Origin of the sequence: Streptomyces glaucus (assembly GCF_039533365.1) — a bacterium.
GTDB lineage: Bacteria > Actinomycetota > Actinomycetes > Streptomycetales > Streptomycetaceae > Streptomyces > Streptomyces glaucus.
Genome location: NZ_BAAATK010000071.1, coordinates 1 through 23,203, shown reverse-complemented (window position 1 = coordinate 23,203; position 23,203 = coordinate 1). Strand labels below are relative to the sequence as shown.

Sequence of the window (23,203 nt, the reverse complement as noted above, 5' to 3'; positions counted from 1 at the left end):
CCGTCGGCGGCCTGCGCGGCGGCCGGACCGCCCGCGATCGGCTGGCCCGGCTTGGGCTGGGGCTTCTTGCCGCCCTGGGCGACGTCGACGGGCAGCATGACCAGCGCGGTCGTGCCACCGGAGTCCGACGGGCGCAGCTGGATGCGGATGCCGTGGCGCTGCGACAGCCGGCCGACCACGAACAGACCCATGCGGCGGGAGACGGAGACGTCCACCGTCGGAGGAGAGGCGAGCCGCTCGTTGATCGCGGCGAGGTCCTCCGGCGACAGGCCGATACCGGTGTCGTGGATCTCGATCAGCACCCGGCCGTCGGGCAGCGCGTGACCGGTGACCTTGACCTTGGTCTGCGGCGAGGAGAACGAGGTGGCGTTCTCCAGCAGCTCGGCGAGCAGGTGCACGAGGTCGTTGACGACCCGGCCGGCCACCTCGGTGGTCGGCACGGACGCCAGCTCGATGCGCTCGTACTGCTCCACCTCGGAGGCGGCGGCACGCAGCACGTCGACCAGCGGGACCGGGCGGGTCCACCGGCGGCCGGGCTCCTCACCCGCGAGGACCAGCAGGTTCTCGCCGTTGCGGCGCATACGGGTGGCGAGGTGGTCCAGCTTGAACAGCGAGGACAGCTGGTCCGGGTCGGCCTCGCGGGACTCCAGCTCGGAGATCAGCGACAGCTGGCGCTGGATCAGACCCTGGGAACGGCGCGAGAGGTTGGTGAACATCGCGTTGACGTTGCCCCGCAGCAGCGCCTGCTCGGCGGCGAGGCGGACCGCCTCGCGGTGCACGTCGTCGAAGGCCGCGGCCACCCGGCCGATCTCGTCCCGGGAGTGCACGCCGACCGACTCCACGGAGGTGTCGACGTCCTGCGGGTCGGCCTCGGAGAGCTGCTTGACCAGCTCGGGCAGACGCTCGGAGGCGACCTTGGTCGCGGTCTCCTCCAGACGGCGCAGCGAGCGGATCATGCCGCGGGCGACGACGAAGGCGCCGACCAGCGACACACCGAGCACGAGCAGGATCAGCGCACCGGAGATGATCGCCTCGCGCTCGGAGGCGTTGCGCAGCTCGCGGGCCTGCTGCTCCATGTCCTCCAGCAGCCGGTGCTCGATGTTCTTCATCTGCTGGATCTTGGTGGAGCTGTCGTCCAGCCAGTCCTGGTAGGAGCGCTTGTCCAGGCCCTCCAGGCCGTCCTCGCTGGCCAGGGCGCGGCTCGCGTAGGTGTCGGTGGCCTCGATGATCGGGTTGCCCTGGTCGATGGGCTTGAGCAGCTCCTCGGCGCCGTCGCCGTAGATGCTGGCGAAGCTGCGCAGCTCGGAGGTCTGGCTCTGCAGCGCGGACTCGGCGTACAGCCGGTCGTTCTCGGAGATGTCGCCGTACGTGTTGTTGCTGGCCGGCAGCGCCGCCGCGAGGACCGCGCGCTGGATGGAGGCGTACTCCTTGGCGGAGGAGAAGGCCGCCAGGGCGCGCGTCCGCTGGATCATCTCGGGGTTGCTGGTGGCCTCCGCCATGTCCTGCGAGAGGTCCAGCAGGTGGGTGATCAGCCGGTGGTAGGCCTCGACCGTCTGCGTCGAGTTCTTCTTGGACTGGTACGCCGTGTTGCGGATCTTGTTGAGGTCGTTCAGGTCGCTCGCGAGGCCGACGAGGCTGTCCCGGACGCCCTGGAGGTTGCCGTCCTTGCTGGCGCTGTCGATCTCCTCGGAGCTGGAGAGGAAGTTGGCCAGGGCCCGGTCGGTCTTCTCCCGGTCGCCCTTGACGGTGATCGCGCTGGCCTTCGAGCTGTGCGCCAGCGGGCCGGCCGACTGGTCGCGCTCCTCCTGGAGCGCGGCGGCCAGTTCGGTGGCCTGCTTGGTCATGTCCGTCAGCAGCTTCATGTTGTCGAGCTGCTGGATGTCGTCCATGGACTGGCTGATGCGCATCGCGCCCAGCGAGGTGGCCGCGACCACGGGCAGCGCGAGCAGCGACACCAGGCGGGTGGAGATCCGCCAGTTGCGCAGCGCCATGCGGGAGCCGGGGCCGACGGGGGCCTTCGGCGGCTTCACCGCCGGGGGCGTGCCCGGCGCACCGGGAGCGGCCGCGCCGGGGCGTCCGGGGCGCTCACCGCCGTCGCCGGTCGGGGCCGGGCCCGGGTTCTGGGCGTGCTGGGGCGAGGAGCTGACGGCCATGGGGCCAGTCCCGCCGTGCGGCTCCGGCTCCGCCGAAGCGCTGCCATCCCTCTTGAAACGTCCCTGCACTAGCGTCGCAACCTCTGGACCAGGCGCCTCTCCGGGTGAGCGGAGAGGCGGTGTCGGCGTCGTGGGGGCGTCCTGAACACGTCCCCGTGGTGGTCGTGAGTGACCGGCGCTGGTTCCCCCTTCTCGCCGCCACTCGGCGCTTCTGTGCGCCCCCTGCGCGCCGGCTCGATCCTGCGGCGGTCCGTGGAATTCCAGCACAGTGCAGGATCTCCAACAAGGGCCGTGGGTCATGCCGTGACATACATGACACGACGTGAGGGACGGACTACCGGACGTAGAAACTGATCTCCCGCAAAGCGGTCATACCGCCGTAAGCCGTCGTGGCGGGGCGGGTGTCCCAGTCGGCATGATCAGGAGCGGAATGGCGGCTTCAGGGAGTTGATGTCCGTTTTGCGATAGGGGGGCACGGGCCTGAATTGCCCTGTTTACCCCTGGATAAGTGAGCAAACTCACACACGAATCGCAGGTCCTGGTGGCCTTCGGCAGGGAATCGCATGTTTAGCCTGACGATTTACAGAGATGGCAAAACAGACAACCCGCGCTCGTGCGGGGGTCCTCGGACCCTCCCGGCGCCCGCACAGGACAGGGTCTCCGTCACCGTGAAGACGACGATGATGTTCCGCACGATCGCCAACCCGCGACGCACGACACTGGCGCATCTGAAGGACGTCGGCGAACTGCAGACGCCGGAGCAGCCGGAGCACCCCGTCGAGCTCCCCGCCCGGACCGCCAACCCCAGGCGCACCATTCTCAAGGAGATCCCCGCCCAGGCCTCCGCCGCGGAGTAGGACGGGCCGGGCACCGGCGGCCCCGGACGGCGGCCGAAGAGCCCACGAGGACCGGATCAGGGGCGTTCCCGCAGGCCGCGGGGGCGCCCCTGAGGCGTGTCCGCGGCCGGGACGGGCCGTGATGAGCGAGGCGCGGACCCTTCGTCGCGTTAGCCTGGAGCGTCAGACTCCAGCCGGACCGTTTCTCAGTTAAGGGGCGCAAGGATCCCGTGCGCATCGCCAGATTCTCCATCGACGGGAACGTCGCCTTCGGCGCGATCGAGGGCGACAAGCCGGACGAACTCGTCCTCGACATCATCAAGGGGATCCCCTTCACGGACTTCGAGCTCTCCGGCACGAAGGTCCCGCTGAGCAAGGTCAGGCTGCTGCCGCCGGTGCTCCCCAACAAGGTCGTGGCCTTCGGCCGCAACTACGCCGAACACGCCCGGGAGCTGGGCAACGAGGTGCCGGACGCCCCGTTCGCCTTCTTCAAGCCGTCCACCTCGGTCATCGGCCCGGGCGACGAGATCCAGTACCCGCCCTTCTCCCAGGAGCTGCACCACGAGGCGGAGCTGGCCGTCGTCATCGGCCGCATGTGCCGCGAGGTCCCGCGCGAACGCGTCAAGGACGTGATCTTCGGCTACACCTGCGCCAACGACATCACCGCCCGGGACGTGCAGAAGCGCGAGAAGCAGTGGGCGCGGGCCAAGGGCTTCGACACCTCCTGCCCGCTGGGCCCCTGGGTGGAGACGGAGCTCGACCCCTCGGACCTCATCGTCCAGCTCACGGTCAACGGGCAGCAGCGCCAGCTCGGCCGCACCAGCGAGATGATCCACTCCATCGAGGACCTGATCGTCAACATCACCGAGGCCATGACGCTGCTCCCCGGCGACGTGATCCTCACCGGCACCCCGGCAGGGGTCGGCCCCCTCAACGTCGGCGACGAGGTCGCCGTCACCATCGAAGGCATCGGCACTCTCACCAACAAGGTTGTCAAGCGTGGCTAGCGCACCCGGCACTCCCGTACGCGTCCGTTTCTGCCCCTCGCCCACCGGTAACCCCCACGTGGGCCTGGTCCGCACCGCCCTGTTCAACTGGGCGTTCGCCCGGCACCACGGCGGCACCCTGGTCTTCCGCATCGAGGACACCGACGCGGCCCGCGACTCGGAGGAGTCCTACCGGCAGCTGCTCGACTCCATGCGCTGGCTGGGCTTCGACTGGGACGAGGGCCCCGAGGTCGGCGGCCCGCACGCGCCGTACCGCCAGTCCGAGCGCATGGACATCTACCGGGACGTCGCGCGCAAGCTGCTGGACGGCGGCTACGCCTACCACTGCTACTGCTCCCAGGAGGAGCTGGACGCCCGCCGCGAGGCCGCCCGCGCCGCCGGCCGGCCCTCCGGCTACGACGGCCACTGCCGCGAGCTGACCGCCGAGCAGATCGAGCGGTTCAAGGCCGAGGGCCGCGAGCCCATCGTCCGCTTCCGGATGCCCGACGAGACGATCACCTTCACCGACCTGGTCCGCGGCGAGCTGACCTTCACGCCCGAGAACGTCCCGGACTACGGCATCGTGCGCGCCAACGGCGCCCCGCTGTACACGCTGGTGAACCCGGTCGACGACGCCCTGATGGAGATCACCCACGTCCTGCGCGGCGAGGACCTGCTCTCCTCCACCCCGCGGCAGATCGCCCTCTACAAGGCCCTGATCGAGCTGGGCGTCGCCAAGGACATCCCCGAGTTCGGCCACCTGCCGTACGTCATGGGCGAGGGCAACAAGAAGCTCTCCAAGCGCGATCCGCAGTCGTCGCTGAACCTCTACCGCGAGCGCGGCTTCCTCCCTGAGGGCCTGCTCAACTACCTCTCCCTGCTCGGCTGGTCGCTCTCCGCCGACCGGGACGTCTTCACGATCGAGGAGATGGTCGCGGCCTTCGACGTCGCGGACGTCAACCTCAACCCGGCCCGCTTCGACCTGAAGAAGTGCGAGGCGATCAACGGCGACCACATCCGCATGCTGGAGGTGAAGGACTTCGCCGAGCGCTGCCGCCCGTGGCTGAAGGCCCCCTTCGCCCCCTGGGCCCCGGAGGCCTTCGACGAGGCCAAGTGGCAGGCCGTCGCCCCGCACGCGCAGACCCGCCTGAAGGTGCTCTCCGAGATCACCGACAACGTCGACTTCCTGTTCCTGCCGGAGCCGGTCTTCGACGAGGCGTCCTGGAACAAGGCCATGAAGGAGGGCAGCGACGCGCTGCTGCGCACGGCCCGGGAGAAGCTGGAGTCGGCCGACTGGACCTCGGCGGAGTCCCTGAAGGAGGCCGTCCTGGCAGCCGGCGAGGCCCACGGCCTCAAGCTCGGCAAGGCGCAGGCCCCCGTCCGCGTCGCCGTCACCGGCCGCACGGTCGGCCTGCCCCTGTTCGAGTCCCTGGAGGTCCTGGGCAGGGAGAAGACCCTGGCCCGCATCGACGCGGCGCTGGCGAAGCTGGCGGCCTAGCGCGTTCCCGGCGGGGGCGGCGTCCGGACCGGGCGCCGCCCCCGCCGCGCACCCCGGGCTGTACACCCGGCCGCCGCCCGGAATTCATCGTTCCTCCCGACGTCCGCTTCCGCGGCGGGCCTTGGATGACCGTGCACGCGTGACACGCGTGTTCACCGTGTTCCAGGGGAGGGGATCGTGACCCGATCGAGAAGACTGGCGGCCGTGGCTCTCGGCGGGGCGCTGGCCCTGTCGTACGCCGGGCCGGCCGCGCCGGCGCACGCCGTGGACGCCCCCGTGGCGGTCACGCAGCTGAGCATGGCCCAGCCGCCCGAGGTGCGGTACCTGTGGGCGGGCGCCTCCGGTTTCCAGTACTGGCTGCCGGGAACCGGCTCGCCCCGGACCGTCTGGGTCGACTACGCGGACGCCGTCCCGCCCGGGCACGCCGGCCCCGACGACCTGGCCACCGGCGCCGACGTGGTCGGCACCAGGACCGCCGGCACGGTCGCCCAGAAGCACCGCTCCACCGGCGCCACGGCCACGGTCACCCTCCCCGAGGGCCACACCTACAGGACCGCGGTGGGCTGGAGCGTGGTCACCCAGGACGCGGCGGGCGCCCTGCACGTCCTGCGCGCCGCCGCCGACGGCACCACCCGCGACCTGCCCGTCACCGGCCTGCCCGCCGGCGCCGAACCCACCGGCACGGTCGTCACCGGCGGCTCGGTCCGCCACGTCGCCGTCGGGTACCGCCTGGACGGGACGGTCTCGACCGGCCTGGTCGACCTCGCCGACGGCACGGCCGGGGTGTCGGTTCCCGGCTCGACCGAGGTGACCTTCAACGACCGCTGGCTGTCGGCCGGCGGCAGGGCGATCCGCGTCGACGCGGCGCCCGGCACCGCGCCCGCCCCCGTGTCGTACTCCGGCAAGGCCCTGGCGATCGTCGGCGACCAGCTGCTGAGCGGCAACCGCGCCTTCCTGGGCGCCGGCGAGAAGCCCGAGCTGACGGCCACCGACCTCGGCACCGGCGACCGGCGCACGGCTCTGGCCGACTCCCACGGCGCCATCGCCCCCACCCTCGACGGCGGCGCGCTCGCCACGGCCGGACCGGCCAGCACCGACTGGCACATCCACCGGGTCACCGCCACCGGGGACGGCGGCGTCACGACCGCCCGGGTGCGGACCGTCCCCGCCTTCCGGACGACCGTCGACGGGCTGATGCTGGCCGGCGGCGAGCTGCTGATGGGCGGCAACACCACCAACGCTGTCGGCTACGACGCGGTCCACGCCATGCCGCTCGACACCGCGGGCAGGCCCACCGGTCCCCACACCCCGCGTGCCCCGCTGCTCGACGTCTCGCCCTGCCTGGGCGGGGACGCGGCCTGCCCCCAGCTGGAGGCGCTCGGCGACGGCCGGTACGCCTACCTGTCGACCGGCTCGGCAGGCACCGAGTCCGTGCACGTCGGCATCGGCCCGAACGCCTACGGCTTTGCCCCCACCGGCGACACCCGCGGCCGCCTGGGCACCGGCACCGGCCGCTACGTGCTCTACAACGGCGGCACCTCCGGCACGCAGAAGGTCGCCGACTTCGCGCACGGGGCCGGCGGCGAGATCGTCCTGAGCCGGACCCGCACCGCCGCCGCGATCTGGGGCCAGCGGCTGTGGATCCCGGGCAGCGCGCCGGGCCAGGTCGTCGCCTACGACCTGAAGGCGAAGAGGAACGTCGCCACCGTCGACACCGGCGCCCCCTGCACCCCCAGCGAGATCCAGGCGGTCAACACCTGGCTGTACTGGACGTGCGGCGCGAGCGGCCCGGCCGGCGTCCACGACCGCGCCACCGGCCGCGCCATCGGCGTCCCGGCCGGCCAGGCCCGCCTCGCCGACGGCTACCTGGTCCGGGAGAACCGCACCACCCACGAACTGCTGCTCACCGACTTCCACACCGGTACGGCGGTCACCCGCGCCGTGGCCGTGCTGCCCGCCACCGACCGGAACACCGGCGGCCACACCGGCCGTTGGGCCGTGGACCGGTTCGGCGGCCAGGTCGCCCACCTCACGGAGGACGGCCGGGTGGCGCTGGTCGCGTCGGGCGTGCCCACCTCGCCGCTGGCCCAGACGGAGGCGCAGACGCAGGCCGCGCCCGGTCCGACCACCGCCGAGCCGTGGCAGCCGGTGTGGCAGCTCAACAAGCCCTCCACCTGGACCCTGACCCTGAGCAACGCCGCCGGAACGGTGGTGCGCACCCTCGACGGCGCCTCCACGGCCGCCGCCGTCCGCGCCTCCTGGGACGGCCTGTGGGACAACGGCCGCCGGGCCGCCGGCACCTACACCTGGCGGCTGACCGCCCGGCCCCGCGACGGCCACGGCCCCGACCTGACCCTGACCGGCACGACCACCGTGAACTGACCCCGCGCCGCGCGCCGCCGGGTTACCGTCGGGCCATGAGCATCCGAGCCGTGGTCTGGGACGTGGACGACACCCTCTTCGACCACACCACCGCGGACCGCGAGGGCATGCGCGCCCACCTGGCGGCCGAGGGCCTGCTCGACGCGCACGGCGGCGCCGAGCGGGCCCTCGCGCACTGGAAGGAGGTCACCCAGCGGCACTGGGCGCGGTTCTCGGCGGGGGAGACGACCTTCGAGGGGCAGCGCCGCGACCGCGTCCGCGCCTTCCTGGGCGCGCAGCTGAGCGACGACGAGGCCGACGCCTGGTTCCGGCGGCACGTCGCCCACTACGAGGCCGCCTGGTCCCTGTTCCCGGACGTGCTGCCCGTCCTCGACGCCCTCGCCGCCGGCCACCGGCACGCCGTGCTGTCCAACTCCAGCCTCGCCGTCCAGGACCACAAGCTGCGCGTCCTGGGCGTCCACGACCGTTTCGAGGCCATCCTGTGCGCCGCCGAGCTCGGCGTCTCCAAGCCCGCGGCCGCCGCCTTCCTGGCAGCCTGCGAGGCGCTGTCCCTGCCCCCGCACGAGGTGGCGTACGTCGGCGACCACCCGGAGATCGACGGCCGGGGCGCCGCCGAGGCCGGGCTGCTGTCGGTGTGGATCGACCGCCTGGACGGCCACGCCACCGTGGACCCCCCGGCCGGCCCGCACCGGATCGTCACCCTCGCCGAACTCCCCGCGGTCCTCGGCGCCGATACTCGTTTTGGAGCGTCGTCCACCTTCAGGTAATGTTCTTCCTGCGCCGCCGGGGAGCGGGCCGGAAGGCCAAAACCCCGAGGCGCAAGACTAGAACAAGATCCCCAGCTCAGGGGCTTGCGTTCCAGTGGCCTATGGTGTAATTGGCAGCACGACGGATTCTGGTTCCGTTAGTCTTGGTTCGAGTCCAGGTAGGCCAGCTCGCAGAGCTCATCTGCACTCGCGGATCCCATCCGCAAGCCCCCGTTGTGTAGCGGCCTAGCACGCTGCCCTCTCAAGGCAGTAGCGCCGGTTCGAATCCGGTCGGGGGTACTGGTTCCGATCAGTTCGGAATCGCTAGGGCCCCCGTTGTGTAGCGGCCTAGCACGCCGCCCTCTCAAGGCGGTAGCGCCGGTTCGAATCCGGTCGGGGGTACTGACGGTGAAGGTCTCACCGGGCCTCTCAGGAGGTCCAGTGGTCTAAACCACCTTGGTCTATGGTGTAATTGGCAGCACGACGGATTCTGGTTCCGTTAGTCTTGGTTCGAGTCCAGGTAGACCAGCTCGGACCTGCGAAAACGCAGAGTCCACGCCCCCGTTGTGTAGCGGCCTAGCACGCCGCCCTCTCAAGGCGGTAGCGCCGGTTCGAATCCGGTCGGGGGTACATCGAGAAGGGCCCTCCCCCCGGGGAGGGCCCTTCGGCGTTCCCGGAGGCTTTTCCGGGACGCGCCGAACCTCACCTCTCCTCGAACCTGCGCCTGGACTCCTCGGCCTCGGCCAGCCGCCGCAGGCTCAGCAGCACCGGCTCGTACAGCACGGTCAGCGCCACCGCCGCCTCCACCTGCTCGTCGGGCGAACCGCCGTACCGCTCCACCAGGTCCAGGTCGGTGACCGCCAGCCGGCCCATCGCGCGGGCGTAGGGCTCCAAGTCGTCGACGCCGCACGGGTATCCGAGCCGGGCGAGCGCCGCGATCGCGGCCACCAGCATCCCGTACGCGGGCGACGGCGCCGGCGCGGCACCGCCGTAGCTCCAGCCCACCCGCCGCAGCAGCTCGTCGGCGCTGCGCCGGGCCGCCTCGGCCGCCGGGTCGTCCGCGGCGGGCGCCGGGCCGTGCGGCAGGGCCCACACGGCGGTGCCCAGGCGGTCGTGCCGGTCGAGATCGTCGTTCTCCAGGGCCGCGAGCACCTCGCGGGCCGAGGCCACCGTGACCCCGCCCACCTGGATCAGCGCCCGCACCAGGCGCAGCCGCCGCAGATGCTCCTCGTCGTACTCGGCCTGGGTGGCCGTGACCCGGCGCCCGGGCGGGAGCAGCCCCTCGCGCAGGTAGTACTTGATCGTGGCCGTGGAGACCCCGCTGCGCTCACTCAGCTCCGCCAGCCGCATGTCCGCCCCGCATCCTCGGTTTCCGCTTGCGCCCCTCGTTGGAGAGTGTCACTATCCAAGCATGGATAGTGCTGCTATCCAATGAGGTTCACAGGAGGAGTGGGGGAGATCATGGGCAAGCCGATCGAAGGGCGCACGACCGCCGCGAGCGAGGACGGGATCGTCGTCTTCCTCATCGGGATGCGCATCAACAGCTTCACCGCGCTGCGGAGTTGGGTGCCCGTGGCCAGGGCCATGGGGCCGATGCTCAGGGAGCTCTCGCGCGAGAAGGGCAGCGGGCTGCTGGGCCACCGGTTCCTGCTGGGCTTCCCGCGGGTGCTCCACGTGGTGCAGTACTGGGACTCGAAGGACAAGCTCTTCGCCTACGCCTCGGCGCCGGACCGGGCGCACCGTCCGGCCTGGGCCGCCTTCAACCGGAGGCTGCGGGAGGGGAAGGGCAAGGTGGGCTTCTGGCACGAGACGTACGTCGTGCCGGCCGGGTCGTACGAGTCGGTCTACGTGAACATGCCCGAGTTCGGGCTGGGCGCGGCCACCGGTGTCGTTCCGGTGGGGCGCCGCGGCGACCGGGCGGCGGAGCGGCTCGGGGTGAAGTGACAGGTCCCGTCCGGGGGCGCGGGCGTGCCGGGACGCCGCCGCGAGGACTTCCGGGGGCGGGCCGCCGCGGCGTCGGGGCGGCCCCCCCCCGGCGGGTGCCGGTGGCGGATCAGCCGGAGCGGCGCAGCGCCTCGGACAGGCGGGCGGCGGCGTCGATGACCGCCTGGGCGTGCATACGGCCCGGGTGGCGCGTCAGGCGCTCGATGGGGCCGGAGACGGAGACGGCGGCCACCACGCGGTTGGAGGGGCCGCGTACGGGAGCGGAGACGGACGCCACGCCCGGCTCCCGCTCGCCGATGGACTGGGCCCAGCCGCGGCGCCGGACGCCCGACAGGGCCGTCGCCGTGAAGCGGGCGCCCTGCAGGCCGCGGTGCAGCCGCTCGGGCTCCTCCCAGGCCAGCAGGATCTGCGCGGAGGAGCCGGCCTTCATCGTGAGCGTGGAGCCGACCGGGACGGTGTCCCGAAGACCCGACAGGCGCTCCGCCGCGGCGACGCAGATGCGCATGTCGCCCTGGCGCCGGTAGAGCTGCGCGCTCTCGCCCGTGACGTCCCGCAGGTGGGTGAGGACCGGGCCGGCGGTGGCGAGCAGGCGGTCCTCGCCCGCCGCGGCGGCCAGTTCCGCGAGCCGCGGGCCGAGGATGAACCGGCCCTGCATGTCGCGCGCCACCATGCGGTGGTGCTCCAGTGCCACGGCCAGGCGGTGGGCCGTGGGTCGTGCCAGTCCGGTGGCGCCGACCAGGCCCGCGAGGGTGGCCGGACCGGACTCCAGAGCGCTCAGGACGAGTGCCGCCTTGTCCAGAACGCCGACGCCGCTACTGTTGTCCATGCAACGATACTCGCGTCTCACTCTGTGAAACGCAAGTTCAATTTTCCGTGGAACGCGCCACCCTGGAGGACACGAAGTCACAGCGGCCCGTGACGAAAGGGCCTGGCGGCGGATGCCTGGGATCACCGGCACGGGCGGCCGCTTCCTCAAGATCTCTAGTTGGGTCGGCGTCTCGCCGTCGGCCGGAGGGAAAGCGATGGGTAGGACACTCGCGGAGAAGGTCTGGGACGACCATGTCGTCCGGCGCGCCGAGGGCGAGCCCGACCTCCTCTACATCGATCTGCACCTGCTGCACGAGGTGACCAGCCCGCAGGCCTTCGACGGACTGCGCAAGAGCGGCCGCCGGGTGCGCCGGCTCGACCTGACCATCGCGACCGAGGACCACAACACCCCGACCCTCGACATCGACAAGCCCATCGCGGACCCGGTCTCCCGGGCCCAGCTGGAGACGCTGCGCAAGAACTGCGCCGAGTTCGGCGTCCGGCTGCACCCGCTGGGCGACGTCGAGCAGGGCGTCGTGCACGTCGTCGGCCCGCAGCTGGGGCTGACCCAGCCCGGCACCACCGTGGTCTGCGGCGACTCCCACACCTCCACGCACGGCGCCTTCGGCGCGCTGGCGTTCGGCATCGGCACCTCCCAGGTCGAGCACGTGCTGGCCACCCAGACGCTGCCGATGGCCCGTCCCAAGACCATGGCGATCACGGTCGACGGCGAGCTGCCCGAGGGCGTCACCGCCAAGGACCTGATCCTGGCGATCATCGCGCGGATCGGCACCGGCGGCGGCCAGGGCTACGTCCTGGAGTACCGCGGCGAGGCCATCGAGAAGCTCTCGATGGAGGCCCGGATGACCATCTGCAACATGTCGATCGAGGCCGGCGCCCGCGCGGGCATGATCGCCCCCGACGAGACCACCTTCGCCTACCTCAAGGGCCGCCCGCACGCCCCGCAGGGCGAGGACTGGGACGCGGCCGTCGCCTACTGGAAGACGCTCAGGACCGACGACGACGCCGAGTTCGACGCCGAGGTGGTCATCGACGCCGCCGAGCTGTCGCCGTTCGTCACCTGGGGCACCAACCCCGGACAGGGCGCGCCGCTCTCGGCGTCCGTCCCCGACCCGGCTTCGTACGAGGACGCTTCGGAGCGCCTCGCCGCCGAAAAGGCCCTGGAGTACATGGGGTTGGCGGCCGGACAGCCGCTGCGCTCCATCGAGGTGGACACCGTCTTCGTAGGTTCCTGCACCAACGGCCGCATCGAGGACCTGCGGGCCGCCGCCGAGATCCTCAAGGGCCGCAAAGTCGCCGACGGCGTGCGGATGCTGGTCGTGCCGGGCTCTGCGCGGGTGGGTCTGCAGGCCGTCTCCGAGGGTCTGGACGTGGTCTTCAAGGAGGCCGGCGCCGAGTGGCGGCACGCGGGCTGCTCGATGTGCCTGGGCATGAACCCCGACCAGCTGGCCCCGGGCGAGCGCTCCGCCTCCACCTCCAACCGCAACTTCGAGGGCCGGCAGGGCAAGGGCGGCCGCACCCACCTGGTGTCGCCGCAGGTCGCGGCGGCCACCGCGGTCCTCGGGCACCTCGCCTCCCCGGCCGATCTGGCCGACGCCGACACCCGTACGCCCGCTGGAGTCTGATCAGTCATGGAAGCATTCACCACCCACACCGGCCGGGCCGTCCCGCTGCGCCGCTCCAACGTCGACACCGACCAGATCATCCCCGCCCACTGGCTCAAGAAGGTCACGCGGGACGGGTTCGAGGACGGGCTGTTCGAGGCCTGGCGCAAGGACCCGGAGTTCGTGCTCAACCGTCCCGAGCGGCAGGGCGCCACGGTCCTGGTCGCCGGCCCCGACTTCGGCACCGGCTCCTCCCGCGAGCACGCCGTCTGGGCCCTGCAGAACTACGGCTTCAAGGCCGTGATCTCCTCCCGCTTCGCCGACATCTTCCGCGGCAACAGCCTCAAGAACGGCCTGCTCACGGTGGTGCTGGAGCAGAAGACCGTGGACGCGCTGTGGGAGCTCACCGAGGCCGACCCCCAGGCCGAGGTCACGGTCGACCTGGTCGAGCGCGAGGTGCGCGCCGGGGACGTCACCGCCTCCTTCGAGCTGGACGAGAACTCCCGCTGGAGGCTGCTGAACGGCCTGGACGACATCTCGATCACGCTGCGGAACGAGGCCGACATCGCCGCCTACGAGGAGAAGCGCCCGTCGTTCAAGCCGCGGACGCTCCAGGTCTGAACCAGGACGCCCTCTGGTCTGAACCTGCCTCCGGGCAAGGTCGACTTTCGGCCACCCCGAACACCCGCCGTACCCCCGATCAGCCCGATCGGGGGTACGGCCGTCTCTGCGTCCGGACCACTGCGAGCGGCTCCGTGCTCCCGCTCAACTTCCCTCGTTACGGCGGTGGTTGCCGGGGTACGTGAGGGCTGTAACCGCAGCTTCCCCAGATGCCCGGAAGGCTGTCCGAGGCGGCAGTTGCCCCCTGCGCAGGCGACAACTCGCCCCAGATGGCACAATCTGTGCATGGAACACGACGGCCAACTCCAGCTCTACAAGGCGGTCGCGGTCCAACTCAAGGAAGCGCACGCAAGGGTGCGCGCACTGCAAGTCCCGGAGGGCGTACGGATGGCGCTGACCCGGAAGCTGCTGGTCATCACGGCCGCGGCCAAGCACGATCTCGCCGATACGGCAAGGCGCCTGGAGCGGTTCGCCACGGATCTCGACGAGGGGCGGCTCCCCGACGAGGAACGCTGAACGGGCCGGGGCAGTCGAGTCGGCTGCGGCACAAGGGTGATAAGCCCGTTTCGTGTTTGATTTGCGGTATATATCTGCCTAACGTGCGAAAAAGCTTGAACAGTTTCGTTCGGGCGATGTCTCCGAAGGGGAAGACGTGAACAAGGCGCAGCTCGTAGAAGCGATTGCCGACAAGATGGGCGGCCGCCAGCAGGCCGCCGATGCCGTCGACGCGGTACTGGACGCCATCGTCCGAGCGGTGGTCGCGGGCGACCGGGTCTCGGTCACCGGTTTCGGCTCGTTCGAGAAGGTGGACCGTCCGGCCCGGTACGCCCGCAATCCGCAGACGGGCGAGCGGGTTCGGGTCAAGAAGACCTCCGTTCCGCGCTTCCGCGCAGGTCAGGGCTTCAAGGACCTGGTGAGCGGCTCGAAGAAGCTGCCGAAGAACGACATCGCGGTCAAGAAGGCGCCCAAGGGCAGCCTGTCCGGCCCGCCGCCCACCATTTCGAAGGCCGCCGGCAAGAAGGCCGCCGCGAAGAAGACCACGGGCGCGGCGGCCAAGAAGACCGCGACGGCGGCCAAGACCACGGCGGCGAAGACCACCGCCAAGAAGGCCGCCCCCACGACGAAGAAGGCGGCGGCCAAGAAGACCGCGACGGCCGCCAAGACCACGGCGGCGAAGACCACCGCCAAGAAGGCGCCCGCCAAGAAGGTCACGGCCAAGAAGGCGCCCGCCAAGAAGTCGACCGCGCGCAAGACCGCGGCCAAGAAGACCACCGCCCCCCGCACCAAGTAAGCAGCAGGCCGCGCAGGGCACAGGGACACTCACACGCCGGGCCGGACTCCGCACGGAGCCCGGCCCGCGGCGTGCGCGGGGCCCGGGCGCGCACGGTCCCGGGGTCAGAACGTCTGCAAGGTCACCAGCGTGATCCGGCGGGCCGCGCCCTCGCCCTCGGTCTCGACGCGCACCCGCTGCCCCGGGCGCAGCAGCCTCAGCCCTCCCGCGTCGAACGCCGCCGCGTCGAAGGGCACGGGCGTGCCGTCGTCCAGGAGCACCTGCCCGCTGCGGCTCTCGGGGTCGTACGTGTACGCGGTCGCCTGCATGGCGGCAGCCTACTGCCCCGGGATCAGCAGCCGCGCCGCCGCGGCGGCCGTGCGGGGGCCCACCCCCAGGGCGAGCGCGGTCCGCAGGTCCTCGCCGGTGTCCACGTCCTGCCGCACCGAGTCCACCGCGTCGAGGGCGAGCTCGGCCGCCCCCGAGGCGCGGTGGCGGGCGCGGGAGCCGGCGCCGAAGGCGGGGCGCAGTTCCCGGCCCGGGGCGGCGGCCAGCAAGGTGGTGCCGATCGCGGCCGCGTCGGGGAGGAAAGCGCGCGGGAATCCGGCCGCCGCGTCCAGGACCCGGGCCAGTTCCGGCGGGCGCAGCGCCGGGAGGTCGGCGTTCAGGGCGGCCACGGCGCTGTGCGGACGGGCCGCCCGCACGAGGGCCGCGGCGTGCGCCAGCGCGGCGTTCAGGCCGTCGCCGGGTTCGTCCGGGACGATCCGGGCGCCCAGTGCGGCCAGCTCGCGTCCGGCCACGGCGTCGTCCGTGACGACGACCACATTCCGCACCGCCGGGCAGGCCAGCGCGGCGGCCACGGTGTCCTGCGCGAAGGCGAGGGCGAGGCCCGGCCGCAGTCCGTCGCCGGCCGTGTCCGCGAGTCTGCTCTTGGCCCGCGCCAAGGGCTTCAGGGGGATGACCAAGGTCCACTGCACGAGCGTTCCGCCCCTCTCTTGTCGCGGCCATTGTCCCCCGGGCCATCGGGTGGCCGTCGTGTCGGGGCGTACGGTGTTCTCGACAGACCGGCGGCCCGGGGCGACACTTGTGCGGCCCCCCGGCCCCGTTCCACGCCCTAGAGAAAGGTGTCCGCGTGCCCCGCCGCAGAATCGGCTTCTGGTACCGCTTCGCCGCGGTGATCTGCAAACCGCCGCTGGTGGTTCTGCTCAAGCGGGACTGGCGTGGAATGGAGAACATTCCGGCGGAGGGCGGATTTATCACGGTCGTGAACCATAATTCGCATATCGACCCCTTCGCGTACGCGCATTTCCAGTACAACACCGGGCGCGTTCCGCGATTCCTGGCGAAGAGCGGCCTTTTCAAGAAAGGATTCGTCGGCGCCGCGATGCGCGGCACCGGACAGATCCCCGTCTACCGCGAGAGCACGGACGCGCTCAGCGCCTTCCGCGCCGCGATCGACGCCGTGGAGCGCGGCGAGTGCGTCGCCTTCTACCCCGAGGGCACCCTCACCCGCGACCCGGACGGCTGGCCCATGACCGGCAAGACCGGCGCCGCGCGCGTCGCCCTGCAGACCAAGTGCCCGGTCATCCCGGTCGCGCAGTGGGGCTGCAACGAACTGCTGCCGCCGTACGCCAGGAAACCCCGCCTCCTCCCGCGCAAGACCCACCACGTGCTCGCCGGGCCGCCCGTGGACCTCTCCCGCTTCTACGGCCGGGAGATGACCGCGGAGCTGCTGAAGGAGGCGACCGAGGTCATCATGGCCGCCATCACCCGCCAGCTGGAGGAGATCCGCGGCGAGAAGGCGCCCGCCACGCCCTACGACCCGCGCCGGGAGCGGATCGAGCAGCGCCGCCGGACCCAGGCGCAGACCCGGGGCAGGCAGGTGCAGGAAGAGGGGCAGGGCACGTGAGCAAGCCGGTCAAGGCCGCCGTCTTCGGCACCGGATCGTGGGGGACCGCCTTCGGCATGGTCCTCGCCGACGCGGGCTGCGAGGTCGTGCTGTGGGCACGCCGCGCCGGGCTCGTCGACGCCGTCAACTCCACCCGCACCAACCCCGACTACCTGCCCGGCGTCGAACTCCCGCGGAACCTGCGGGCCACCACCGACCCCGCCGAGGCCGCGCGGGACGCCGACTTCGCCGTCCTCGCCGTCCCGTCCCAGACCCTGCGCGGCAACCTCGCCGAGTGGGCGCCGCTGCTCGCGCCCGGCACCGTGGTGGTGTCCCTGATGAAGGGCATCGAACTCGGCTCCGCCATGCGGATGAGCGAGGTCGTCCAGGACGTCGCCGGGATCGGCGCCGAGCGCATCGCCGTGGTCACCGGGCCCAACCTCGCCCGCGAGATCGCCGCCCGGATGCCGGCCGCCGCCGTGGTCGCCTGCACCGACGAGGCCGTCGCCCGGCGGCTCCAGGCCGCCTGCCACACCCCGTACTTCCGCCCCTACACCAACACCGACGTGGTGGGCTGCGAACTCGGGGGAGCGGTCAAGAACGTGATCGGCCTGGCCGTCGGCATCGCGGACGGCATGGGCCTCGGCGACAACGCCAAGGGCTCGCTCATCACCCGCGGCCTCGCCGAGACCACCCGGCTCGGTGCGGCGCTCGGCGCCGACCCGCTGACGTTCTCCGGACTCGCGGGCCTGGGCGACCTGGTGGCCACCTGCTCCTCGCCGCTGTCCCGCAACCACACCTTCGGCACCAACCTCGGCAAGGGCATGACCCTGGAGGAGACCATCGCGGTCACCCGGCAGACCGCGGAGGGCGTCAAATCCTGCGAGTCGGTGCTGGACCTGGCCCGCCGGCACGGCGTCGACATGCCGATCACGGAGACGGTCGTCGACATCGTGCACGAGGGCAAGCCGCCGGTGGTGGCCCTGAAGGAACTGATGTCGCGCAGCGCGAAGCCCGAGCGACGCTGAGCGAAGGCGCGGGGCGGACGCTGCCTCCGGGCCCTACCAACGGGTACTCTCATCGCGATATGAGCACCGAGAACCTCCCCCAGAGCCCCGAGCAGCCGCCCCGCAAGCCGCGTGTGGCCGTCGTGTTCGGCGGGCGCAGCTCCGAACACGGAATCTCCGTGGTCACCGCAGGCGCGGTCCTGAGGGCCATCGACCGGACGAAGTACGACGTCCTGCCGATCGGCATCACCCGGGACGGCCGTTGGGCGCTCACCGCCGACGAACCGGAGCGCATGGCGATCACCGAGCGCCGCACGCCCAGCGTCGAGGAGCTGGCCGAGTCGGCCGAGGGCGGCGTGGTGCTCCCCGTCGACCCCGGCAACCGCGAGGTCGTCTACAGCGAGCCCGGCTCGGTGCCCAAGGCGCTCGGCGAGGTCGACGTGGTCTTCCCGGTGCTGCACGGCCCGTACGGCGAGGACGGCACCCTCCAGGGCCTCCTGGAACTCTCCGGCGTCCCCTACGTCGGCTCGGGAGTGCTCGCCTCGGCCGTCGGCCAGGACAAGGAGTACATGAAGCGGGTGTTCACCTCCTTCGGGCTCAAGGTGGGCCCGTACGTGGTGATCCGGCCGCGCGAGTGGCAGCGCGACGAGCGGGCCGCCCGCAAGAGGATCGTCGACTTCGCCGGCGAGCACGGCTGGCCGCTGTTCGTGAAGCCCGCGCGCGCGGGTTCGTCGATCGGCATCACCAAGGTCGACGACCTCTCCGGCCTCGACGCGGCGATCGAGGAGGCGCGGCGGCACGACCCGAAGATCCTGGTGGAGGCGGCGCTGCGGGGCCGCGAGATCGAGTGCGGGGTGCTGGAGTTCGAGGACGGCCCCCGGGCCTCCGTGCCGGCCGAGATCCCGCCGCCCGAGGCGCACGCGTACTACGACTTCGAGGCCAAGTACATCGACTCCACCCCCGGCGTCGTGCCGGCCCCGCTGACCGACGAGCAGACCGCCGAGGTGCGGCGGCTCGCCGTGGAGGCGTTCGAGGCGGCGTCGTGCGAGGGGCTGGTGCGGGCGGACTTCTTCCTCACCGAGGACGGGGAGTTCGTGATCAACGAGATCAACACGATGCCCGGCTTCACGCCGATCTCGATGTACCCGCAGATGTGGCAGGCGAGCGGGGTGAGCTACCCGGAACTGATCGACCGGCTGGTGCGGGCGGCGCTGCGCAGGCCGACGGGTCTGCGCTGAGGCGCGCTCCCCGCAGGAGCCCCGCGCCTCAGGAGGCGATCCCCTCGGGGATCGCCTCCTCGACGGCCGGCGCCAGGTCGACCAACGGGGCCATGCCGCCGGCGGTGCGCTCCTCGGGGACGGTCACCTCGACGTACGCCGTCCGCAGCGTCGTGGTGAACCGGAACGCCCCGCCGTCGAGCTTCTCCAGCAGCCAGCCGACGCCGTTCACCTCGACCCCGTCGGCCCCGGAGTCGTTCATCGCGGCGGGCCGCGGCACACCGCACCGAAGTATGATCGCCGGGCTGCCCCAGCCCGCGGTCAGCGCGGACGCGGGCTCGGGATCGCCGCGGCTTTCCCCGTCCACCTTCGCCGGCAGTACCTTGTCCAGGTTCCGGCACACCTTCGCGACCTCGGCGTCCGGGCTGGGAACCGCCGCCGACGCGCGGTCGTCTGCTGAGGAGCAGCCCGCGACGGCGATCGGGAGAGCGAGCGCGGACGCGCCGAGGACGAAGCGGCGCCGGTGACGGAGGAAGTTCACCGGCCCAGGGTAGACGGGGGCTACAGATGGACGACCGGGCAGGTCAGGGTGCGGGTGATGCCGTCCACCTGCTGGATCTTGGCGACCACCATGCGGCCCAGGTCGTCGACGGTGTCGGCCTGGGCCCGCACGATCACGTCGTACGGTCCCGTCACGTCCTCGGCCTGGACGACTCCGGGGATCCTGCCGATCGTCTCGGCGACGGTCGACGCCTTGCCGACCTCCGTCTGGATCAGGATGTACGCCTGTACCACGGAACCTCCAGGGCGGCCACGAGGATCATGTGGGGAAAAGGAACGCCACGGTATCGCGTCGCCGCTCACCGCGGGGAGACCCGGGGTGAACGGACCGTGCGCGCCGGGGTGCGGGTACGAGCACGACACAAGACGGCGGTCACTTCGACCGTAGCGAGGTCGGAGAGGACCCGCGACCGGGCATGGACAGGGACAGAAGGGGAGAAAGGGCAATGAAGGGCACTGTTGGTGAGCTCGGGGAGTTCGGGCTCATCAGGGAGCTCACCTCCCGTCTCACCACCACCCCGGCGGTCCGGGTCGGCCCCGGCGACGACGCCGCGGTGGTGGCCGCGCCCGACCGCCGGGTCGTGGCCAGCACCGACATCCTCGTGGAGGGGCGGCACTTCCGCCGCGACTGGTCCACCGCCTACGACGTGGGCCGCAAGGCCGCCGCGCAGAACCTCGCGGACATCGCCGCCATGGGCGCCGTGCCGACCGCGCTGCTGCTCGGCCTGGTCGTCCCCGCCGAACTGCCGGTGACCTGGCCGACCGAGCTGATGGACGGTCTGCGCGACGAGTGCCAGGTCGCGGGCGCCGCCGTGGTCGGCGGTGACGTGGTGCGCGGCGACACCATCACCGTGTCGATCACCGCGCTCGGCGACCTGCGCAACCAGGAGCCCGTGACCCGGGCCGGCGCCCAGCCCGGCGACCTCGTCGCGGTGACCGGCTGGCTCGGCTGGTCCGCGGCCGGGTACGCGGTCCTGTGCCGCGGCTTCCGCTCGCCGCGCGCCTTCGTCGAGGCGCATCGCCGCCCCGAGCCGCCCTACCACGCGGGGCCGGCCGCCGCGGCGCTCGGCGCGACCGCGATGTGCGACGTCAGCGACGGGCTGATCGCGGACCTCGGGCACATCGCGGAGGCCAGCAAGGTGCGCATCGACATCCGCTCCGGGGCGATCGACATACCGTCCCAGATGAACGACATCGGACAGGCCGTCGGCGTCGACCCCATGCAGTGGGTGCTGACCGGGGGAGAGGACCACGCGATCGTGGCGACCTTCCCGCCGGACGTGAAGCTGCCCGCCCGCTGGAAGGTCATCGGTGAGGTCCTTAACCCCTCGGCGCTGCCCCAGGTGACGGTCGACGGGGCGCCGTGGACCAGCCAGGGCGGCTGGGACCACTTCGGGGACATCGAGTCATGAGCGCGCCGCCCCGGGTGCTGACGGTCGCGGGCTCCGACTCCGGCGGGGGCGCCGGCGTCCAGGCCGACCTGAAGACCATGCTCGCGCTCGGCGTGCACGGCATGAGCGTGATCACCGCGGTGACCGCGCAGAACTCGCTCGGCGTGCAGGGCGCCTGGGAGCTGCCCGTGGAGTCGGTGCGGGCCCAGTACCGCAGCGTCGTCGACGACATCGGCGTCCAGGCGGTCAAGACCGGGATGCTCGCCTCGGCGGAACTCGTCGAGGCGGTGGCCGAGTTGGCCGGCGGCACGGACGCCCCGGTGGTCGTCGACCCGGTCGGGGTGTCCAAGCACGGCGATCCGCTGCTCGCCGCGTCCGCGCTGGACTCCGTCCGTACGAAGCTGCTGCCGGTGGCGACCGTCGTGACGCCGAACCTCGACGAGGTGGCGCAACTGACCGGCGTCCGCGTCGAGTCGGAGGAGCAGCTGCGGGACGCGGCGGCGGCCGTGCTGGCGTACGGGCCGCGCTGGGCACTGATCAAGGGCGGTCACCTGCCCGGAGAGGCGGTCGACCTGCTGACCGACGGCTCCGAGGAGCACTGGCTGCGGGCGCCGCGCCACGACAACCGGCACACCCACGGCACCGGCTGCACCCTCGCCTCCGCCGTCGCGTGCGGGCTGGCGAAGGGGCTGCCGGTGCCGGAGGCGGTGGCGGCGGCCAAGGCGTACGTCACCGGGGCGATCGCGGCCGGGTTCGCGCTCGGCGCGGGGATCGGGCCCGTGGACCACGGGTGGGCGCTCGAACGGCGCGCTCGCTGAAGCCGGGCGCCGGCTTCACGGGCCCGGCGCCGGCGGCCGGTCGCTCGGCTCCGGCCCGGCGGCCGGTACCCGCGGCCCGGCCGGGCCGCGGGTACGGCAAGGAGCCGGCCCACCAGAGGTGGACCGGCTCCTTGCGGCGAACCAGGCAGTGGCCGCGCGCTAGCTGAGCGTCAGCGCGAGACCTTGCCGGCCTTGATGCACGAGGTGCAGGCGTTCACGCGCTTCGGCGTCCCGCCGACCACGGTACGCACACGCTGGATGTTCGGGTTCCAGCGGCGGGACGTACGGCGGTGCGAGTGCGAGATGTTGTTGCCGAAGCCCGGCCCCTTGCCGCAGACGTCGCAGTTGGCAGCCACGGGTCACTCCAAAGACTTCAGATGCACTTACGGTTAATCCCGGCATGCCGGGATCGAGATCTTAGGCTCTTCGAGCGGTCGAGATCTGAATGGCGCTGCCAGGGGACACGCCCGATCAGGATCGGGCAACCGGAGCAGCATACAACGGCTGCGCCCGTGCAACGAAATTACCATGGCAGCCCATGACCCCGTCCCCGGCCCCGTTCCGGCCGGTACCGGCCCGGGGTCTACGCTGCGAGCCACGTCCAGCAGCTCAGGGAGGCGCAGGTGGCGCAGGTGCCGCAGAGATTCTTCGACGCTCTCGCGGTGCGCACCTGGTGCGGTCTGGCGCTTCAGGCGCTGGGGCGGACACGGGCGGAGATCGACGCGATCAACGTCTATCCCGTGGCGGACGGGGACACCGGGACGAACCTGTACCTGACGGTGGAGTCGGCCGTCGCGGCCGTCGAGGCGGTGTTCGCGGGCCACGAGGCGGACCCCGGCCGCGCGCCGGCGGCCGCCGGGCCGTCGCTGGCCGAGGCGGTGCGGGCGATGGCGCACGGGGCGCTGATCGGGGCGCGGGGCAACTCCGGAACGATCCTGGCGCAGCTGCTGCGCGGGATGGCCCAGGTGCTCGCGGACCCGGGACGGAGCGCGCACACCGACGGGCAGGGGCTGCGGCTCGCCCTGCGGCGCGCGGCCGACTCCGCCCGCCGGGCCGTCGCCCACCCCGTCGAGGGCACGGTCCTCACGGTGGCCTCGGCCGCCGCCGACGCGGCCGACGGCGCCGGGGGCGACTGCGGCTCGGTCGCCCGGGCGGCCTACGAGGGGGCCCGCGCGGCCCTGGCCGCGACCCCGGGACAGCTGGCCGCCCTGGAGCGGGCCGGGGTGGTCGACGCCGGCGGCCAGGGCCTCGTCACGGTGCTCGCGGCACTGGTGCAGACGCTGACGGGGGAGACTCCGCGGGAGGCGGCCGGTCCGGGAGGACACGCGCGCGCGGGACGGGCCGGCCTCGAGGCCTCCGCGCGCGCGGGGCGGGCCCGGCAGGGCGGTACCGGGACGGCGGCGGCCCCCGGCGGGCACGCGCCCGGGGAGCAGTCCGGCCCCGGCGGCTGCGG

At 72.3% G+C, this 23,203-nt stretch carries 24 protein-coding genes and 5 tRNA genes; 21 read left to right on the top strand and 8 right to left on the bottom strand.

Going from position 1 to position 23,203, the window contains the following annotated elements:
* Nucleotides 1-2,222 (bottom strand): sensor histidine kinase (locus tag ABD363_RS30170; protein ID WP_344609304.1); only part of this gene is annotated, 2,222 nt, incomplete at its 3' end.
* Between the two features lie 599 nt (nucleotides 2,223-2,821).
* Between ABD363_RS30170 and ABD363_RS30165 the strand changes: the two genes are divergently transcribed.
* The 10 genes from ABD363_RS30165 (at nucleotide 2,822) to ABD363_RS30120 (ending at nucleotide 9,231) form a co-directional block, all read left to right on the top strand.
* Nucleotides 2,822-3,010: a hypothetical protein gene (locus ABD363_RS30165; protein WP_344609302.1), complete on the top strand. Its 189-nt coding sequence runs from the start codon at nucleotides 2,822-2,824 to the stop codon at nucleotides 3,008-3,010.
* 209 nt (nucleotides 3,011-3,219) lie between these two features.
* Nucleotides 3,220-3,996: a fumarylacetoacetate hydrolase family protein gene (locus ABD363_RS30160; protein ID WP_344609300.1), complete on the top strand. Its 777-nt coding sequence runs from the start codon at nucleotides 3,220-3,222 to the stop codon at nucleotides 3,994-3,996.
* Nucleotides 3,989-5,473 carry a glutamate--tRNA ligase gene (gene gltX / locus ABD363_RS30155; RefSeq protein WP_344609298.1) on the top strand — a complete coding sequence of 495 codons (1,485 nt, stop codon included), beginning with the start codon at nucleotides 3,989-3,991 and terminating at the stop codon, nucleotides 5,471-5,473. The genes ABD363_RS30160 and gltX overlap by 8 nt, the downstream gene beginning before the upstream one ends.
* A 177-nt stretch (nucleotides 5,474-5,650) precedes the next feature.
* A complete protein-coding gene (locus ABD363_RS30150) occupies nucleotides 5,651-7,855 on the top strand; it encodes a FlgD immunoglobulin-like domain containing protein (RefSeq protein WP_344609296.1) in 2,205 nt (734 codons plus the stop codon).
* 35 nt (nucleotides 7,856-7,890) lie between these two features.
* Nucleotides 7,891-8,622 carry an HAD family hydrolase gene (locus tag ABD363_RS30145; protein ID WP_344609294.1) on the top strand — a complete coding sequence of 244 codons (732 nt, stop codon included), beginning with the start codon at nucleotides 7,891-7,893 and terminating at the stop codon, nucleotides 8,620-8,622.
* Nucleotides 8,623-8,717: 95 nt separating this feature from the next.
* Nucleotides 8,718-8,789, top strand: a tRNA-Gln gene (locus ABD363_RS30140).
* Between the two features lie 39 nt (nucleotides 8,790-8,828).
* Nucleotides 8,829-8,901, top strand: a tRNA-Glu gene (locus tag ABD363_RS30135).
* 29 nt (nucleotides 8,902-8,930) lie between these two features.
* A tRNA-Glu gene (locus ABD363_RS30130) sits at nucleotides 8,931-9,003 on the top strand.
* Nucleotides 9,004-9,058: 55 nt separating this feature from the next.
* Nucleotides 9,059-9,130 (top strand) — tRNA-Gln (locus ABD363_RS30125).
* A 28-nt stretch (nucleotides 9,131-9,158) separates the two neighbouring features.
* Nucleotides 9,159-9,231: transfer RNA gene (locus tag ABD363_RS30120), tRNA-Glu, on the top strand.
* A 72-nt stretch (nucleotides 9,232-9,303) separates the two neighbouring features.
* Here ABD363_RS30120 and ABD363_RS30115 read toward each other — a convergent pair.
* Entirely contained in the window at nucleotides 9,304-9,951 is a 648-nt protein-coding gene (locus ABD363_RS30115) for a MerR family transcriptional regulator (RefSeq protein ID WP_344609292.1), read from the bottom strand.
* 111 nt (nucleotides 9,952-10,062) lie between these two features.
* Between ABD363_RS30115 and ABD363_RS30110 the strand changes: the two genes are divergently transcribed.
* On the top strand, nucleotides 10,063-10,545 hold the full coding sequence (locus ABD363_RS30110) for a DUF4188 domain-containing protein (RefSeq protein WP_344609290.1): 483 nt from the start codon (nucleotides 10,063-10,065) through the stop codon (nucleotides 10,543-10,545).
* Between the two features lie 109 nt (nucleotides 10,546-10,654).
* Here ABD363_RS30110 and ndgR read toward each other — a convergent pair whose 3' ends face one another.
* Nucleotides 10,655-11,371: an IclR family transcriptional regulator NdgR gene (ndgR, locus tag ABD363_RS30105; RefSeq protein ID WP_023546516.1), complete on the bottom strand. Its 717-nt coding sequence runs from the start codon at nucleotides 11,369-11,371 to the stop codon at nucleotides 10,655-10,657.
* A gap of 196 nt (nucleotides 11,372-11,567) precedes the next feature.
* Here ndgR and leuC point away from each other — a divergent pair, with 196 nt between their 5' ends.
* The 4 genes from leuC to ABD363_RS30085 all read left to right on the top strand — a co-directional run bounded on the left by leuC (nucleotide 11,568) and on the right by ABD363_RS30085 (nucleotide 14,889).
* Nucleotides 11,568-12,998, top strand: a complete 1,431-nt coding sequence (gene leuC, locus ABD363_RS30100; RefSeq protein WP_344609306.1) for a 3-isopropylmalate dehydratase large subunit — start codon at nucleotides 11,568-11,570, stop codon at nucleotides 12,996-12,998.
* Between the two features lie 6 nt (nucleotides 12,999-13,004).
* Nucleotides 13,005-13,598: a 3-isopropylmalate dehydratase small subunit gene (gene leuD / locus ABD363_RS30095; protein WP_344609288.1), complete on the top strand. Its 594-nt coding sequence runs from the start codon at nucleotides 13,005-13,007 to the stop codon at nucleotides 13,596-13,598.
* A gap of 285 nt (nucleotides 13,599-13,883) precedes the next feature.
* A complete protein-coding gene (locus ABD363_RS30090) occupies nucleotides 13,884-14,114 on the top strand; it encodes an SCO5555 family protein (RefSeq protein WP_344609286.1) in 231 nt (76 codons plus the stop codon).
* Nucleotides 14,115-14,250: 136 nt separating this feature from the next.
* Complete coding sequence (locus ABD363_RS30085; RefSeq protein WP_344609284.1) at nucleotides 14,251-14,889, top strand: HU family DNA-binding protein; 639 nt, start codon at nucleotides 14,251-14,253, stop codon at nucleotides 14,887-14,889.
* Nucleotides 14,890-14,993: 104 nt separating this feature from the next.
* On the opposite strand, the gene ABD363_RS30080 is transcribed toward ABD363_RS30085, so the two are convergent.
* Complete coding sequence (locus ABD363_RS30080; protein ID WP_344609282.1) at nucleotides 14,994-15,197, bottom strand: hypothetical protein; 204 nt, start codon at nucleotides 15,195-15,197, stop codon at nucleotides 14,994-14,996.
* A gap of 9 nt (nucleotides 15,198-15,206) precedes the next feature.
* On the bottom strand, nucleotides 15,207-15,845 hold the full coding sequence (gene cofC / locus ABD363_RS30075; protein ID WP_344609280.1) for a 2-phospho-L-lactate guanylyltransferase: 639 nt from the start codon (nucleotides 15,843-15,845) through the stop codon (nucleotides 15,207-15,209).
* A gap of 155 nt (nucleotides 15,846-16,000) precedes the next feature.
* Here cofC and ABD363_RS30070 point away from each other — a divergent pair, with 155 nt between their 5' ends.
* Genes ABD363_RS30070 through ABD363_RS30060 form a run of 3 tightly spaced genes read left to right on the top strand, consistent with a single transcriptional unit; the run spans nucleotide 16,001 to nucleotide 19,001 of the window.
* Nucleotides 16,001-16,777: a lysophospholipid acyltransferase family protein gene (locus ABD363_RS30070; protein WP_344609278.1), complete on the top strand. Its 777-nt coding sequence runs from the start codon at nucleotides 16,001-16,003 to the stop codon at nucleotides 16,775-16,777.
* A complete protein-coding gene (locus ABD363_RS30065; protein ID WP_344609276.1) occupies nucleotides 16,774-17,784 on the top strand; it encodes an NAD(P)H-dependent glycerol-3-phosphate dehydrogenase in 1,011 nt (336 codons plus the stop codon). The genes ABD363_RS30070 and ABD363_RS30065 overlap by 4 nt, the downstream gene beginning before the upstream one ends.
* 59 nt (nucleotides 17,785-17,843) lie before the next feature.
* Nucleotides 17,844-19,001, top strand: coding sequence for a D-alanine--D-alanine ligase family protein (locus ABD363_RS30060; RefSeq protein WP_344609274.1), 1,158 nt, complete (start codon nucleotides 17,844-17,846; stop codon nucleotides 18,999-19,001).
* A 28-nt stretch (nucleotides 19,002-19,029) separates the two neighbouring features.
* On the opposite strand, the gene ABD363_RS30055 is transcribed toward ABD363_RS30060, so the two are convergent.
* Nucleotides 19,030-19,521 carry a DUF3515 domain-containing protein gene (locus tag ABD363_RS30055; RefSeq protein WP_344609272.1) on the bottom strand — a complete coding sequence of 164 codons (492 nt, stop codon included), beginning with the start codon at nucleotides 19,519-19,521 and terminating at the stop codon, nucleotides 19,030-19,032.
* A 20-nt stretch (nucleotides 19,522-19,541) separates the two neighbouring features.
* Nucleotides 19,542-19,775 carry an Lrp/AsnC family transcriptional regulator gene (locus tag ABD363_RS30050; RefSeq protein WP_344609270.1) on the bottom strand — a complete coding sequence of 78 codons (234 nt, stop codon included), beginning with the start codon at nucleotides 19,773-19,775 and terminating at the stop codon, nucleotides 19,542-19,544.
* Between the two features lie 212 nt (nucleotides 19,776-19,987).
* Between ABD363_RS30050 and ABD363_RS30045 the strand changes: the two genes are divergently transcribed.
* Entirely contained in the window at nucleotides 19,988-20,953 is a 966-nt protein-coding gene (locus tag ABD363_RS30045) for a thiamine-phosphate kinase (protein ID WP_344609268.1), read from the top strand.
* Nucleotides 20,950-21,750, top strand: coding sequence for a bifunctional hydroxymethylpyrimidine kinase/phosphomethylpyrimidine kinase (thiD, locus tag ABD363_RS30040; protein ID WP_344609266.1), 801 nt, complete (start codon nucleotides 20,950-20,952; stop codon nucleotides 21,748-21,750). The genes ABD363_RS30045 and thiD overlap by 4 nt, the downstream gene beginning before the upstream one ends.
* 170 nt (nucleotides 21,751-21,920) lie before the next feature.
* Here thiD and rpmB read toward each other — a convergent pair whose 3' ends face one another.
* On the bottom strand, nucleotides 21,921-22,106 hold the full coding sequence (rpmB, locus tag ABD363_RS30035; protein WP_003993230.1) for a 50S ribosomal protein L28: 186 nt from the start codon (nucleotides 22,104-22,106) through the stop codon (nucleotides 21,921-21,923).
* A gap of 267 nt (nucleotides 22,107-22,373) precedes the next feature.
* Between rpmB and ABD363_RS30030 the strand changes: the two genes are divergently transcribed.
* Nucleotides 22,374-23,203, top strand: an 830-nt coding sequence (locus tag ABD363_RS30030; protein ID WP_344609265.1) for a DAK2 domain-containing protein, incomplete at its 3' end; no start/stop codon positions are given.